This is a genomic window from Microbacterium saccharophilum, assembly GCF_007992455.1.
GTDB lineage: Bacteria > Actinomycetota > Actinomycetes > Actinomycetales > Microbacteriaceae > Microbacterium > Microbacterium saccharophilum.
Genome location: NZ_BKAH01000004.1, coordinates 139,566 through 152,791, shown reverse-complemented (window position 1 = coordinate 152,791; position 13,226 = coordinate 139,566). Strand labels below are relative to the sequence as shown.

Below are 13,226 nucleotides of genomic sequence, written 5' to 3'. Positions count from 1 at the left end.
TCGTCAGGCGGCGCGCACGAGGTCGAGGAAACGGCGGTGGAACCGCGTCTCCCCCGCGACCTCGGGGTGGAACGCGGTGCCGAGCAGGTTCCCCTGCTGGACCGCGACGATCCGGTCGTCCTCGAGCGCGGCGAGCACCTCGACACCCGTGCCGACCCGGGTCACGAGGGGCGCGCGGATGAACACGGCGTGCACCGCGGGATCGCCGAAGGCCGGCACGTCCAGGTCGGCTTCGAAGGAGTCGACCTGACTGCCGAACGCGTTCCGCTGCACCGTCACATCGAGGCCGCCGAGCGTCTGCTGACCGGCGATCCCGTCGGTGATGCGCTCGGCGAGGAGGATGAGCCCCGCGCACGTACCGTAGACCGGAAGGCCCGCCGCGATGGCATCCCGCAGCGGCTGCTGCAGGCCGAAGGCCCGCGAGAGCTTGTCGATGACGCTCGACTCCCCGCCCGGCAGCACGAGTCCCGCGACGGATGCCAGTTCCTCGGGCCGCCGGACGAGCACGACCTCCGCCCCGAGGTCGGTCAGGACGCGGGCGTGCTCGCGGACGTCCCCCTGCAGTGCGAGGACGCCGACCCGGGGGCCTGTCACCAGCCGCGCTCGGACAGCCGGTGCGGGGCGGGGAGGTCGGCGACGTTGATGCCCACCATCGCCTCGCCGAGTCCGCGGGAGACCTCCGCGATGACCTTCGCGTCGTCATGGAACGTCGTGGCCTTGACGATGGCCGCCGCGCGCTGCGCGGGGTTGCCGCTCTTGAAGATGCCCGACCCGACGAACACCCCGTCGGCCCCGAGCTGCATCATCATCGCGGCGTCGGCGGGCGTCGCGACGCCGCCGGCGACGAACAGCACCACGGGGAGCTTCCCGGTCTCGGCGACCTCCGCGACCAGCTCGTAGGGCGCCTGCAGCTCCTTCGCGGCGACGTACAGCTCGTCCTTCGTCTTCGAGCGCAGCACGTTGATCTCGCTCGTGATGGTGCGGATGTGCTTCGTGGCCTCGGAGACGTCGCCGGTGCCGGCCTCGCCCTTGGAGCGGATCATCGCGGCGCCCTCGGTGATGCGCCGCAGCGCCTCGCCCAGGTTGGTCGCCCCGCAGACGAACGGCACGGTGAAGTCCCACTTGTCGATGTGGTTGACGTAGTCCGCCGGGGAGAGCACCTCGGACTCGTCGATGTAGTCGACGCCGAGCTCCTGCAGCACGCGGGCCTCGACGAAGTGGCCGATGCGGGCCTTCGCCATGACGGGGATGGAGACCGACGCGATGATGCTGTCGATCATGTCCGGGTCGCTCATGCGTGACACGCCGCCCTGCGCGCGGATGTCCGCGGGCACGCGCTCGAGCGCCATGACGGCGACCGCGCCGGCATCCTCGGCGATCTTCGCCTGGTCGGCGGTCACGACGTCCATGATGACGCCGCCCTTGAGCATCTCGGCGAGTCCGCGCTTGACGCGCCCGGTTCCGGTGCTGGACATGGCTGCTTCCCCTCTTCGACGCGCGGGTCGCGTCGCTTCGCTATTGGCCTATGCCAGAAGCTAGCATGGCCTGAGTTGTGCCGGCGGACAGGTGAAGGACGGTGACGGTGAGCGACACGGCGATCACGGGGACCTCCGCGGCGGAGATCGCCGACAGCGTCCGCGCGCTCGTCGACAGCGGCCGCTTCTCCCCCGGCGAGGCCCTCCCCCCGGTGCGGGCGCTCGCCGACCGGCTCGGAGTGAACCGCAACACGGTCGTCGCCGCCTACCGGCTCCTCGGGCAGGCCGGGACGGTCGAGACGCTCGGACGCGGCGGCACGCGGGTCGCCTCTCCCGCCCCGCTCGCCGTCGAGGGGTACGCGCAGGACAGCGTCCTCCGCGACGTCGGGGACGGCAACCCCGACCCCGCGCTGATCCCCGACCCGTCCCGCGCCCTGACGGCGCTGGCCGGCCGGCCGATCCTGTACGGCGAACCCGTCATCGACCCCGACTTGGAGCGCTGGGCGCGCGACTGGATGACGCCCGACGTCGCGGACCCCGCGGCGCTGCGGCTGACGGTCACCGGCGGGGCCGTGGATGCCATGGAGCGTCTCCTCGCGCACGCGCTCGTCCGGGACGACGCCGTGGCGCTGGAGGACCCGTGCTTCCTCTCCGGCATCCGCACCGTGCGTCTCGGCGGGTACCGCCCCGTCGCCGTCCCGGTGGACGAGGAGGGGATGACGGTCGAGGGGCTGCGCGCCGCGCTCGCGCAGGGCGTGCGCGCCGTCATCTGCACGCCGCGCGCCCAGAATCCGACCGGCGCGAGCCTGACCGCCGAGCGCGCCGCGCAGCTGCGCGCCGTGCTCGCCGACCACCCCTACCTCCTCGTGATCGCCGACGACCACTTCTCGATGCTCACGCGTCAGCCCTACCACTCCATCATCGGACCCGAGCATCGGCGGTGGGCACTCGTCCGCTCGGTGTCGAAGTTCCTCGGCCCCGACATGTGCCTCGCCGTCACCGCCTCCGACCCGGAGACCGCCGACCGCCTCGCGATGCGCCTGAGCCCCGGCAGCACGTGGGTCAGCCACCTGCTGCAGCGCCTTGCCGTCGCCCTCGTCACCGACCCGGCCGTGATGGCAGCCGTCGACCGCGCGGGCGAGCACTACCTGCGGCGGAACCGCGCCTTCGCCGCCCGCCTGACCGCCCTCGGCGTACCGTGCGACGCCGGCGACGGGCTGAGCCTGTGGGTCGACGTCGACGGGCCCGCGCGCCCGGTCGTCGAGCGGCTCATGCGGCGCGGCTGGCTCGCCCGCGCGGGCGACGAGTTCGTCCTCGTCGACGAGCGTGCGGCGCACCGCCTCCGCCTGACCGTGCACACCCTGTCCGATCCCCACGCCGAGCGGCTCGCCGCCGACGTCGCCGCCGCCGTCGGTGCGACGGCATCCCCCCGAGAGAAGGTCACCCGCTCGTGAAGATCCTGTCGATCCAGTCCGCCGTCGCCTACGGTCACGTCGGCAACTCCGCCGCCGTGTTCCCCCTGCAGCGCATCGGCGTCGAGGTCCTGCCCGTCTACACCGTGAACTTCTCCAACCACACCGGCTACGGCTCCTGGGGCGGCCCCATGATCAGCCCCGACGATGTCGCCGCCGTCATCTCCGGCATCGAGGCGCGCGGCGCCTTCCCCGACATCGACGTGATCCTCTCCGGCTACCAGGGCGGCGAGGGCATCGCCGATGTCATCCTCGATGCCGTGGCGCGGGTCAAGGCGGCGAACCCGTCCGCCGTGTACGCGTGCGACCCGGTCATGGGCAACGCGAAGTCGGGGTGCTTCGTCGCGCCCGCGATCCCGGTGCTGCTGCGCGAGCGCGTGGTCCCCGCCGCCGACATCATCACGCCGAACCAGTTCGAGCTGGGGTTCCTCACCGGCACCGAGCCCGCCGACCTGGAATCGACCCTCGCCTCCGCCGACCTGGCGCGGGCCATGGGCCCCCGCACGGTGCTCGTCACGAGCGTCGAGCGTCCTGACCGCCCGGAGGGCACGATCGAGATGCTCGCCGTCACCGACGCCGGTGCGTGGATCGTCCAGACGCCGCACATCCCCATGAAGGCCAACGGGTCGGGGGACGTCACGGCGGCGCTGTTCACCGCGCACTACCGCGCGACGGGCGACGCCGCGACGGCGCTCGCGAAGACCACCTCGAGCGTGTACGACCTGCTGCGGATGACGTACGAGTCGGGGCAGCGGGAGCTCCAGCTCGTGGAGGCGCAGGAGTTCTACGCGCACCCCGCGGAGCAGTTCGCCGTCACGCAGGTCCGCTGAGGCCGGCGGGGCGCGCCTCGCGCCTCGCTGCGCCACCCGGAGTCAGGCGATCGGCCGAGGACAGGACGATCCGCGCGGAATCCGCTTGATCCGGGCCGATCGCCTGATCCCGGCCGGGGCGCGGCCGGACCGATCGGGTCAGGATGCCGGCCAGGCGGCCGCGACCGCCTGGCGGACGTCGCCGAGCAGCTGCGGCAGCGCCTTGGTCTTCGCGATGATCGGGAAGAAGTTGGCGTCCGTCGCCCAGCGCGGCACGACGTGCTGGTGCAGGTGGGCGTCCACGCCTGCGCCGGCCACGGCACCCTGGTTCATGCCGATGTTGAAGCCGTCGCAGCGCGACACCTGACGCAGCACCCGCATGGCGGTCTGCGTGAGGGCGCCGATCTCGGCGATCTCCTCCGGCGTCGCCTCGTCGTACAGCCCGATATGCCGGTACGGGCACACGAGCAGATGCCCGGAGTTGTACGGGAAGAGGTTCAGCAGCACGTACGCGGTCTTCCCCCGCGCGACGATGAGACCGTCGGGGTCGGACTTGCCCGGCGCCGCGCAGAACGGGCACGCCTCGCGGAGCGGCTCGGGGCCTGCCTGGATGTACGCCATGCGGTGCGGCGTCCACAGGCGCTGGAACTCGTCCGGCACCCCCGGAAGCGTCGCGGCGTCCTCCAGGCGGGGCTCCGAGCCGTCCGTCACGCCAGGTCCTCCGCGGTGTTCACGAGCGTCTTCTGCTCGATCGCGGACCGGATCTTCGCGATGGCCTCGTCGACGGGGATGCCGTTGGTCTGCGACCCGTCCCGGAAGCGGAAGGAGACGGTTCCCGCCGAGCGGTCCTGCTCGCCGGCGATGAGCTGCAGCGGCACCTTGTGCGTCGTGTGGGTGCGGATCTTCTTCTGCATGCGGTCGTCGGAATGGTCCACCTCGGCGCGGACCCCCGCCTCGCGGAGGGTGTCGACGATGCCCTGCAGGTAGTCGCCGTACTGCTCGGCGACCGGGATGCCGACGACCTGGACGGGGGCGAGCCACACCGGGAACGCGCCCGCGTAGTGCTCCAGCAGGATCGCGAAGAACCTCTCGATCGATCCGAACAGGGCCCGGTGGATCATGATCGGCCGGTGCTTCTCGCCGTCGGGGCCGGTGAACTCCAGACCGAAGCGCTCCGGCAGGTTGACGTCGACCTGGACGGTCGAGAGCTGCCAGGTCCGGCCGATCGCGTCGCGCGTCTTCAGGTCGATCTTCGGCCCGTAGAACGCGGCCTCGCCGGGCACTTCGGTGACCTTGAGGCCCGAGGCGTGCGCGACGTGGCGGAGGGCGTTCGTGGAGTACTCCCAGAACTCGTCGCTGCCGATCCACTTCGACTTCTCGTCGTCGCGCATCGAGAGCTCGAGCTCGAAGTCCTCCAGGCCGAAGTCGCGCAGCATCGACAGGACGAACTCCAGCACGCGGGCCGTCTCCGCCTCGAGCTGGTCGGGGGTGACGAACAGGTGCGAGTCGTCCTGTGTGAAGCCGCGGACGCGGGTGAGCCCGTGCAGGGCGCCGGAGAGCTCGTTGCGGTAGACGGTGCCGTTCTCCGCGAGCCGCATGGGCAGGTCGCGGTAGCTGCGCGCGCGCTCCTTGTAGATGAGGATGTGCATCGGGCAGTTCATCGGCTTCAGGTAATAATCCTGGCCGTGCTTGGTGATGTTGCCGTCGGCATCCGTCTCCTCATCCATGCGGATGGGCGGGAACATGCCCTCACGGTAGGTGACGAGGTGGTTCGAGGTGAGGAACAGGTCCTCCTTCGAGATGTGCGGTGTGTACACGTAGGTGTAGCCGCCCTCGATGTGGCGGCGGCGGGCGTGCTGCTCCATCTCGCCGCGGACGATGCCGCCCTTCGGGTGCCACACCGACAGGCCGGAGCCGATCTCGTCGGGGAACGAGAACAGGTCGAGCTCCTTGCCGAGGCGGCGGTGGTCGCGCTTGGCGGCCTCCTCGAGGCGCTGCTGGTAGGCGCGCAGCTCGTCCTTCGTGGGCCAGGCGGTTCCGTAGATGCGCTGCAGCTGCGGGTTCTTCTCGCTGCCGCGCCAGTACGCGCCGGCGATGCGGGTGAGGTCCCAGCCGTTGCCGAGCATGCGGGTGCCCGGCACGTGCGGCCCGCGGCAGAGGTCCTTCCAGACGGTCTCGCCGTCGCGGGACACGTTGTCGTATATGGTCAGCTCGCCCGCGCCCACCTCGACGGAGGCGCCTTCTGCCGCTTCCTTCGACCCGCCCTTGAGCCCGATGAGCTCGAGCTTGAACGGCTCGTCGGCGAGTTCGGTGCGCGCCTCGTCGTCGGTGACGACGCGGCGGACGAAGCGCTGGCCCTCCCGGACGATGCGCTCCATCTCCTTCTTGATCGCCTTGACGTCCTCCGGGGTGAAGGGCTCGTCGACGCCGAAGTCGTAGTAGAAGCCGTCGGTGATGGGCGGGCCGATGCCGAGGTTGGCCTGCGGGCGCACCCGCTGGACCGCCTGCGCGAGCACGTGGGCGGTGGAATGACGGAGGATCGACAGGCCGTCGGCGCTGTCGATCGTCACCGGCTCGACGGCATCCGTCGCGGTGACGACCGTGGCGAGGTCTTTCAGCTCGCCGTTGACGCGCAGGGCGACGACGGAGCGGTCGGGGAACAGGGCGAAGCCGTCGGCCGGAAAGGACACGTCCGACGGGGCGTTGACGTCAGTCAAGAGAGGACTCCAGAGGTGGATCGGAAGGATGTGCTCAGCTTCGGACGCGTCGCGTCCCGCCCGCTCAGGCGTCGAGCGTTCGCGTGCCGGTGCGCGTGACGAGCGTCACGGCGAGGATCCGGCGGTGTTCCATGGATCGAGTCTATCGCCGCCCGGCCGATCCCCCATGATGGATGCCGTGAAGCTCGCCGTCGTCGGAGCCGCGCTGCTGCTCCTCGGCGGGGCCGCGGTCGCCTTCGGCGTGCTTCCCGTCGATGACGCGCTGGCCGTGGCGGAGCGGGTCTGGCCGATCCTCCTCTTCGTCGTCGCGGTGACGATCGTCGCGGAGCTCGCCGCCGTCGCGGGGGTCTTCGACGCGCTGGCCGCCCGCCTCGCGCGCCTGGCCCGTGGGCGCACGCTCGTGCTGTGGCTGCTGGTCGTGGCGCTGGCGGTCGCCGCGACGGCGTTCCTGTCGCTCGACACGACCGCCGTCCTGCTGACCCCCGTCGTCGTCGCCGTGGCGCGGGCCAATGGGCTGCCGGCGCTCCCCTTCGCGTTCACGACCGTCTGGCTCGCCAACACGGCATCCCTGCTGCTGCCGGTGTCGAACCTCACGAACCTGCTCGCCGCGCACCGGCTGGGCGGCGCGGATGCCGGGGATTTCCTGGCCCTGCTCGGCCCGTCGGCGGTCGTCGCGATCGTCGTGACGGTCGCCCTGCTGCTCCTCATCCACCGGCGATCGCTCCGCGGCCGGTACACACCGGCCCCGCCGCCGCACCTGGTGGACCGCCGCCTGCTGACGGTCAGCGCCGTCGTGGTCGCCGTGATGGTGCCCCTCCTGGTCAGCGGGCTGCCGCCGTGGATGCCGGCCGGCGTGGCGGCGCTCGTGCTGGCCGGGGTGTTCGCCTCGCGCTCCCCGGACGTGCTGCGCGTGGGCCTCGTGCCGTGGCAGCTTCTCGTGTTCGCCTCCGGGCTCTTCCTCGCCGTCGCCGCCGCGCAGGCGCTCGGCTGGGGCGCGGTCCTGGCGACCGCGGCCGGGTCCGGCGACGGCCTCCTGGCGCTCTGGCGACTGGCCGGAGCCGGGATGCTGGGAGCCAACGTCGCGGACAACCTGCCCGCCTACCTCGCGTTCGAGGGGACGGCCGACTCCCCCGCGCGCCTGGCGGCCCTCCTCATCGGCGTCAACGCCGGGCCGCTCATCACGCCGTGGGCGTCGCTCGCGACGCTGCTGTGGCATCAGCGGCTGCACGCCGTCGGCGTCGACGTGCCCTGGCGCACGTACATCCTGTGGGGGCTGCTCGCGGCGCCCCTCGTGGTCGGGCTCGCCGTCATCCCGCTCGCACGCTGAACTCCGGGGCGCTACAGGTGCTTGAGCGCCTCCCGGCGGCTCAACGGACTGAGCTCGTGCGTGGCCGCGTACTCCCGCACCCAGTCCGGCCGCGTGCGGCCGACGTCGCGGAGGGCCCAGCCGATCGCCTTCCGGATGAAGAACTCGGGGTCGCCGAGGTTCGGCTCGAGCAGCTGGCTCAGGAGCGCCAGGTCGGTGCGGTCGCGGCGTCCGAGCTGCGAGAGGATCGCCAGCCTCCGCATCCACAGGTCTTCGTCGACGCTCCAGTCGCGCACCAGTCGCGCCGTCTCGACGGGATGCCGGTCATGCAGCTCGCGCACCCGGCCAGCGAGGTCGTCGGTGAAGTCCCACCAGCGGCCGGTGCGCACCATGTGCTCGAGGAGAGGGACGGAGTCGAGGTCGCCCCGCAGGACGGGCCCGCCGAGCAGGATCATGCCGGCGTACCGCTCCTCGCGGTGCGTCGCCTCGTCCCACAGGGCGCGGGCGAGGCCCCGCGCCTCATCCGGGGATCGGAGGTCCTTCCCGGCAAGCCGGGCGATGCGCCGGACGTCGGGCATCGTGACCCCGAGGTAAGGCATGGCCGACTTCATGTACGCCTGCTGCCCCGCGGCGCGGGCGGGGTCCGCGGCGCGGCGGAGGGCGGCGCGGACGTCGTCGGCGGCGCTCATCCGGTGCTCACCCCAGGCTGAGGTCGACCTGGATCTCACCGGCGAGGCGCTCCAGCGCGCTCGTGATGGCGTCGGCGTCCGCTGCCGAGGGGACGCGCACCTGGACCGTCGCCTCGAAGAGCGTGCCGCCGGCCATCGGCGCGTCCAGGGTGCGGCTGCGGAACCCGTCGATGCTGAGGGCGTGCGCGGCGACGGCGGTCGTCACGTCGCGGACGATGCCGGGCCGGTCGTTGCCGAGCACGGTGAAGGTGAGGTTGTAGGCGTCGTCGTCGGCGTGCGCCGCGGGCGGCGTGTGGGCCGTGACGCGCAACAGTCCCTCGAGGCTCTGCACGGCACGCGTGAGCTCGTCGACGCGGTCGTCCGGCACCGAGATCAGGACGATGCCGGCGAAGGCGCCGGCGAGCTCGGCCAGTTCGCTCTGCTCCCAGTTGCCGCGGTGCGCGGCGACCTGTTCGGCGAGGGCGCTGACGAGACCGGCACGGTCATCGCCGACGACGGTGAGGACGAGGGTGGCCATGGTGCTGCCTGTCGCGCGGCGTCAGCGCTTGGCGCGGTCGGCTGCGCTCGGCAGGTGGATCAGCAGCGCGACGGCGAGGGAGACCGACAGGATGCCGGCGACGAAGATGTAGCCGCTCGGGTCGGAGTCGATCGCGAACGCGAGCCCGAACAGGTAGAAGCCGAGCAGGAAGAGCACCAGATAGACGATGAACATCGCAAACCTCCGTGACGTCGTCCTCCGATCGTATCCACAGTCGGGCCGCGAGGTGGGAGCGGGGGTGTGCGGGCGAACCCGGAATGCAGAAAACCCCCGGCGAGGCCGGGGGTTTCAGGTGGTGCGCGATACTGGGATCGAACCAGTGACCTCTTCCGTGTCAGGGAAGCGCGCTACCGCTGCGCCAATCGCGCCCGCATGGGCTGTTCAGTTCTGAGTGGAGGTGGCGACGGGATTCGAACCCGTGTAAACGGCTTTGCAGGCCGGTGCCTAGCCGCTCGGCCACGCCACCATGTGGTTCGACCCACGTGTCGTGATCCCTTCGAAAAGGGATCCCCGCACTCGAGCGGATGACGAGATTCGAACTCGCGACCCTCACCTTGGCAAGGTGATGCGCTACCACTGCGCTACATCCGCGGATCCCGGATCTCTCCGGGCGCGTCATTGACTTTAGCTGACTAATCCGCGAGTTCCAAACCGGCGGACGCTCGCGCGTGTCTCGCCGCGCTGCGCGGTCGCCCCTCGACGCGGAAGCGCGGGCCGCGTGTGTGGAACGGCTCCGGGAATCCGATAAGCTTGGTGCTCGGCCCCCGGGCCATGGGCGATTGGCGCAGTTGGTAGCGCGCTTCCTTCACACGGAAGAGGTCATCAGTTCGAGTCTGGTATCGCCCACGGAAGCAGCCCCGCAGCACGCGCACCCCGCGAGCATCGGGGCTTTTTCGTGCCCTCGCGTGCCCACACGCCCGCCGAGCGTGCGTGTCGCGCCACCTGCGGGTTTCCGGGCGCGCAGCCGCACGAGGTGGGACAGGCGGCCGCACCGTGTCACGGCATCCGTGGCTGCAGGCCGCGGCGACTCGCTCGAAGTGGGACACGGCCCGGACGTGGGACACGGCCCCGGCGCGGGAGGGCGGAGGGATGCCGGCACCCGGCGCCGGGATGGATGCCGGCGGTCAGCCGCCGACGGCCCAGCCGTACCGGTCGCTCAGCGCCTTCGCGACGCGCGTGAAGCGGTCGAGGTCCAGCACGCTGGCCTCGCGCCGCATCCCGTCGCGGTGCACGCTGTAGAGCTGCTCGATGTCGACCCAGGACGGCCGCCCCCGGCTGTCCCACGGTCCCGTGCCGAGCGCCAGGAAGTCGCGGTCGCCGTCATGCGACTTGCTCGTGAGGCGGACGGCGTAGACGCGGTCCTCCCCGTCTCGGCCGATGACGAGCACCGGGCGGTCCTTGCCGCGCCCGTCGTTCTCCGCGTACGGCACCCACGTCCAGACGATCTCCCCGGCATCCGGATCGCCGTCGAGGGCGGGGGCGTAGGTGATCCGCAGTCCGCGGGCGGCCGGCGGCGCGACCTCGAAGGTCGCGCCCTCTCCCCCGCGCCCCGGCAGGTCGCGGACCGGCGCGGGCGTCGAAGCGGCGGAGGAGCGGAAGAGGCCGCCGAGGGCGTGCAGGATGCGGGTGGCGTAGCTCACCCTGCCACCCTACTGAGCCGGAATCCGACGCCCGCGCCCCCCCGCGCACGCGAAGAGGGTGCCGCATGATGCGGCACCCTCTCCGTGCTGGAACTGCGTCGATTCAGTCGACGAGGGCGTAGCCCTCCTCACCGTGGACCACGGTGTCGACGCCGGCGATCTCGTCCTCGTTCTTGACGCGGAAGCCGATCGTCTTCTCGATGATGAGACCGAGGACGTAGGCGACCACGAAGGAGTAGACCAGGACGCCCACGGCAGCGATGACCTGCACGAGCAGCTGCGACGCGTCGCCGCCGGTGAAGAGGCCGGTGCCGGTGGCGAAGAAGCCGAGGTACAGCGTTCCGATCAGGCCGCCGACGAGGTGCACGCCCACGACGTCGAGCGCGTCGTCGTAGCCGAGCTTCCACTTCAGTTCGATCGCGAGGGCGCAGACCGCACCGGTGACGAGGCCGAGGAGGAGGGCCCAGCCGGGCGCCAGCGCGGCGCACGCCGGGGTGATCGCGACGAGGCCCGCGACGGCGCCGGACGCGGCACCGATCGAGGTGGCCTTGCCGTCCTTGATCTTCTCGATGATGATCCAGCCGAGGATCGCGGCGGCCGTGGCGCCCAGGGTGTTGACGACGATGAGGCCGACGCTGGAGTCCTCGGTGCCGAGAAGCGAGAACGTGCCTTCGGCGCCGGCGTTGAACCCGAACCATCCGAACCACAGGAGCGCGGCGCCCAGGAGCACGAGCGGCACATTGTGCGGCTTGTTGATCCCCTTCTGGAATCCGACGCGCTTGCCGAGCACCAGTGCGAGGGCGAGGGCCGCCGCGCCGGCGTTGATGTGCACGGCCGTACCGCCGGCGTAGTCGATTACGGCGACATCCAGACCGAGGTTCGCGCCGAGGTTGTAGATCCAGCCACCGCCCCAGACCCAGGCGGCCACCGGGAAGTAGACCACCGTGGCGAAGACGCCCGCGAAGATCATCCACGACCCGAACTTCGCACGGTCTGCGATCGCGCCGGAGATGAGGGCGACCGTGATGATCGCGAACGTGGCACCGTAGGCCGAGATGACGAGGGTGTCGCTGTCGGCGTTGGCCAGACCGAAGTCACTGAACGGGTTGCCGGCCAGGAACTGGGACTCCCCCTCGCCGATCACGGTCATGTTGGAGCCGTAGAGGATCCAGAGCACGGCCACCAAGCCCATGGCGCCGAAGCTCAGCATCATCATGCTGACGACCGACTTGGCCTTCACCAGACCGCCGTAGAAGAACGCCACACCGGGCGTCATGAGAAGCACGAGGGCTGTCGCCGCGACAGACCAGGCGAGATTTCCGCTGTCCATGAAGTTCCTCACTCATGTGTTGATACTCAAAGGCCCGCTCCGCCTGATGTCGGGTGTGACGGTGGGATCCGGGCTCGCCCAGTCTCATCACTGCCGGTTTCCCGCAGTATGCGTGTCGTGTTTCGCGACTGTTACAAGGGTGCCCCGGGCGTGAACATCACGTTTCGGCGGGCCGGATGACCGCTTCGAATCGGCCGGAGGAAGGCCGGGGCGGCGGGGTCAGCTGTGGGTGAGGGCGACCAGGCGCGAGATCGCGCGGAGGTACTTCTTGCGATAGCCGCCGGCCAGCATGTCGTCGGTGAAGACCTGGTCCAGAGAGGTTCCGGTGGCGCGCACCGGGATCTGCGCGTCGTACGCGCGGTCGATGAACGCGACGAAGCGCAGCGCGGCGGACTGGTCGTCGAGCGGGGCGACATCGCGGATGCCGATGACGGCGATGTCCTCGATGAGGCGGATGTACCGCGACGGGTGCACCGTCGCGAGGTGCCGGATGAGGGTGTCGAACGCGTCGTCGGAGACGAGGCCGGACGCCGCGGCATCCGCGAGGTCACGCTCGTACTCGCCCGCGGTGACGACCACGGCGTGCCCGTCGACGGCGCGCTGACGGTAGTCGGTGCCGTCGATGCGGATGGTCTGGAAACTCGCCGCCATCGCGTGGATCTCGCGCAGGAAGTCCTGCGCGGCGAACCGGCCCTCGCCCAGCGCGTTCGGCGGGGTGTTGGATGTCGCGGCCAGGCGCGTGCCGGTCGGGACGAGCTCGCCGAGCAGCCGGGTCATCACCATGGTGTCGCCCGGGTCGTCGAGCTCGAATTCGTCGATGCAGAGCAGGTCGGCGCCGCGGAACAGCTCGACCGTCTTCTGGTAGCCGAGCGCCCCCACGAGGGCGGTGTACTCGATGAAGGAGCCGAAGTACTTCCGGCGGGCCGGTACCGCGTGGTAGATCGCGGCGAGCAGGTGCGTCTTGCCGACGCCGAAGCCGCCGTCCAGGTACACCCCGGGCTTGACCTCGGGGCTCTTCTTGGCGCGTCGGAAGAGCCCGCCCCGGGCCGCCGGTGCCCCGCCGCCGCTGAACGCGATCAGCAGATCCTTCGCCTCCTGCTGCAACGGGAAGCGCGCATCCGCGCGGTACGTCTCGAACGTCGCGCCGTCGAACTGGGGCGGAGGGATCAGCGCCGCGACCATCTGCTCACCCGAGACCTGGGGAGCGCGGTCGCTCAGATGCACGATGCCGACGGGTGCGCTGCTCACCC

The 13,226-nt window shown here is 71.1% G+C and carries 13 protein-coding genes and 4 tRNA genes; 4 read left to right on the top strand and 13 right to left on the bottom strand.

The features are described from left to right. Positions 1-3 precede the first annotated feature (3 nt). A complete protein-coding gene (gene pdxT, locus MSA03_RS06390; RefSeq protein ID WP_147050058.1) occupies positions 4-594 on the bottom strand; it encodes a pyridoxal 5'-phosphate synthase glutaminase subunit PdxT in 591 nt (196 codons plus the stop codon). Continuing rightward, positions 591-1,475, bottom strand: coding sequence for a pyridoxal 5'-phosphate synthase lyase subunit PdxS (pdxS, locus tag MSA03_RS06385; protein WP_147050057.1), 885 nt, complete (start codon positions 1,473-1,475; stop codon positions 591-593). The genes pdxT and pdxS overlap by 4 nt, the downstream gene beginning before the upstream one ends. A gap of 107 nt (positions 1,476-1,582) precedes the next feature. Between pdxS and MSA03_RS06380 the strand changes: the two genes are divergently transcribed. Next, positions 1,583-2,929: an aminotransferase class I/II-fold pyridoxal phosphate-dependent enzyme gene (locus MSA03_RS06380; RefSeq protein WP_147050056.1), complete on the top strand. Its 1,347-nt coding sequence runs from the start codon at positions 1,583-1,585 to the stop codon at positions 2,927-2,929. Further along, positions 2,926-3,777 carry a pyridoxal kinase PdxY gene (pdxY, locus tag MSA03_RS06375; RefSeq protein ID WP_147050055.1) on the top strand — a complete coding sequence of 284 codons (852 nt, stop codon included), beginning with the start codon at positions 2,926-2,928 and terminating at the stop codon, positions 3,775-3,777. Before MSA03_RS06380 ends, pdxY begins: the two co-directional genes overlap by 4 nt. Positions 3,778-3,915: 138 nt before the next feature. Here the strand turns inward: pdxY and MSA03_RS06370 are convergent, their stop codons facing one another. Together MSA03_RS06370 and thrS are read right to left on the bottom strand one after the other, a co-directional pair. Continuing rightward, on the bottom strand, positions 3,916-4,467 hold the full coding sequence (locus MSA03_RS06370) for an HIT family protein (RefSeq protein ID WP_147050054.1): 552 nt from the start codon (positions 4,465-4,467) through the stop codon (positions 3,916-3,918). Further along, entirely contained in the window at positions 4,464-6,473 is a 2,010-nt protein-coding gene (gene thrS / locus MSA03_RS06365; protein WP_147050053.1) for a threonine--tRNA ligase, read from the bottom strand. Before thrS ends, MSA03_RS06370 begins: the two co-directional genes overlap by 4 nt. Before the next feature lie 169 nt (positions 6,474-6,642). Between thrS and MSA03_RS06360 the strand changes: the two genes are divergently transcribed. After that, on the top strand, positions 6,643-7,800 hold the full coding sequence (locus MSA03_RS06360; protein WP_147050119.1) for an ArsB/NhaD family transporter: 1,158 nt from the start codon (positions 6,643-6,645) through the stop codon (positions 7,798-7,800). An 11-nt stretch (positions 7,801-7,811) separates the two neighbouring features. Here MSA03_RS06360 and MSA03_RS06355 read toward each other — a convergent pair whose 3' ends face one another. The 6 genes from MSA03_RS06355 to MSA03_RS06335 all read right to left on the bottom strand — a co-directional run bounded on the left by MSA03_RS06355 (position 7,812) and on the right by MSA03_RS06335 (position 9,597). Beyond that, the gene (locus tag MSA03_RS06355; RefSeq protein ID WP_028495683.1) at positions 7,812-8,468 is read right to left on the bottom strand and encodes a DNA alkylation repair protein; all 657 of its coding nucleotides are present in this window, start codon (positions 8,466-8,468) and stop codon (positions 7,812-7,814) included. Between the two features lie 7 nt (positions 8,469-8,475). Continuing rightward, positions 8,476-8,985, bottom strand: coding sequence for a glycine cleavage system transcriptional repressor (locus tag MSA03_RS06350; protein ID WP_147050052.1), 510 nt, complete (start codon positions 8,983-8,985; stop codon positions 8,476-8,478). Between the two features lie 21 nt (positions 8,986-9,006). Continuing rightward, positions 9,007-9,180, bottom strand: a complete 174-nt coding sequence (locus tag MSA03_RS14335; protein WP_155947959.1) for a hypothetical protein — start codon at positions 9,178-9,180, stop codon at positions 9,007-9,009. Between the two features lie 119 nt (positions 9,181-9,299). Beyond that, positions 9,300-9,374, bottom strand: a tRNA-Val gene (locus MSA03_RS06345). A 24-nt stretch (positions 9,375-9,398) separates the two neighbouring features. Further along, positions 9,399-9,472: transfer RNA gene (locus MSA03_RS06340), tRNA-Cys, on the bottom strand. Positions 9,473-9,525: 53 nt separating this feature from the next. Continuing rightward, positions 9,526-9,597 (bottom strand) — tRNA-Gly (locus tag MSA03_RS06335). Between the two features lie 182 nt (positions 9,598-9,779). On the opposite strand from MSA03_RS06335, the gene MSA03_RS06330 reads away from it, so the two are divergent. Beyond that, positions 9,780-9,852, top strand: a tRNA-Val gene (locus MSA03_RS06330). A gap of 278 nt (positions 9,853-10,130) precedes the next feature. On the opposite strand, the gene MSA03_RS06325 is transcribed toward MSA03_RS06330, so the two are convergent. The 3 genes from MSA03_RS06325 to zapE form a co-directional block, all read right to left on the bottom strand. Beyond that, a complete protein-coding gene (locus MSA03_RS06325; protein WP_147050051.1) occupies positions 10,131-10,646 on the bottom strand; it encodes a type II toxin-antitoxin system PemK/MazF family toxin in 516 nt (171 codons plus the stop codon). A gap of 103 nt (positions 10,647-10,749) precedes the next feature. Then, positions 10,750-11,976, bottom strand: a complete 1,227-nt coding sequence (locus MSA03_RS06320; protein WP_028495680.1) for an ammonium transporter — start codon at positions 11,974-11,976, stop codon at positions 10,750-10,752. Between the two features lie 219 nt (positions 11,977-12,195). Beyond that, complete coding sequence (gene zapE, locus MSA03_RS06315) at positions 12,196-13,224, bottom strand: cell division protein ZapE (RefSeq protein ID WP_147050050.1); 1,029 nt, start codon at positions 13,222-13,224, stop codon at positions 12,196-12,198. Positions 13,225-13,226 lie beyond the last annotated feature (2 nt).

What these genes read in the sequence shown, in the direction of transcription:
- MSA03_RS06355 (WP_028495683.1), bottom strand. Translation starts at nt 8,468, where the DNA reads ATGAGCGCCGCCGACGACGTCCGCGCCGCCCTCCGCCGCGCCGCGGAC.
- MSA03_RS14335 (WP_155947959.1), bottom strand. Translation starts at nt 9,180, where the DNA reads ATGTTCATCGTCTATCTGGTGCTCTTCCTGCTCGGCTTCTACCTGTTC.
- MSA03_RS06320 (WP_028495680.1), bottom strand. Translation starts at nt 11,976, where the DNA reads ATGGACAGCGGAAATCTCGCCTGGTCTGTCGCGGCGACAGCCCTCGTG.
- MSA03_RS06360 (WP_147050119.1), top strand. Translation starts at nt 6,643, where the DNA reads ATGGATGCCGTGAAGCTCGCCGTCGTCGGAGCCGCGCTGCTGCTCCTC.
- pdxS (WP_147050057.1), bottom strand. Translation starts at nt 1,475, where the DNA reads ATGTCCAGCACCGGAACCGGGCGCGTCAAGCGCGGACTCGCCGAGATG.
- MSA03_RS06350 (WP_147050052.1), bottom strand. Translation starts at nt 8,985, where the DNA reads ATGGCCACCCTCGTCCTCACCGTCGTCGGCGATGACCGTGCCGGTCTC.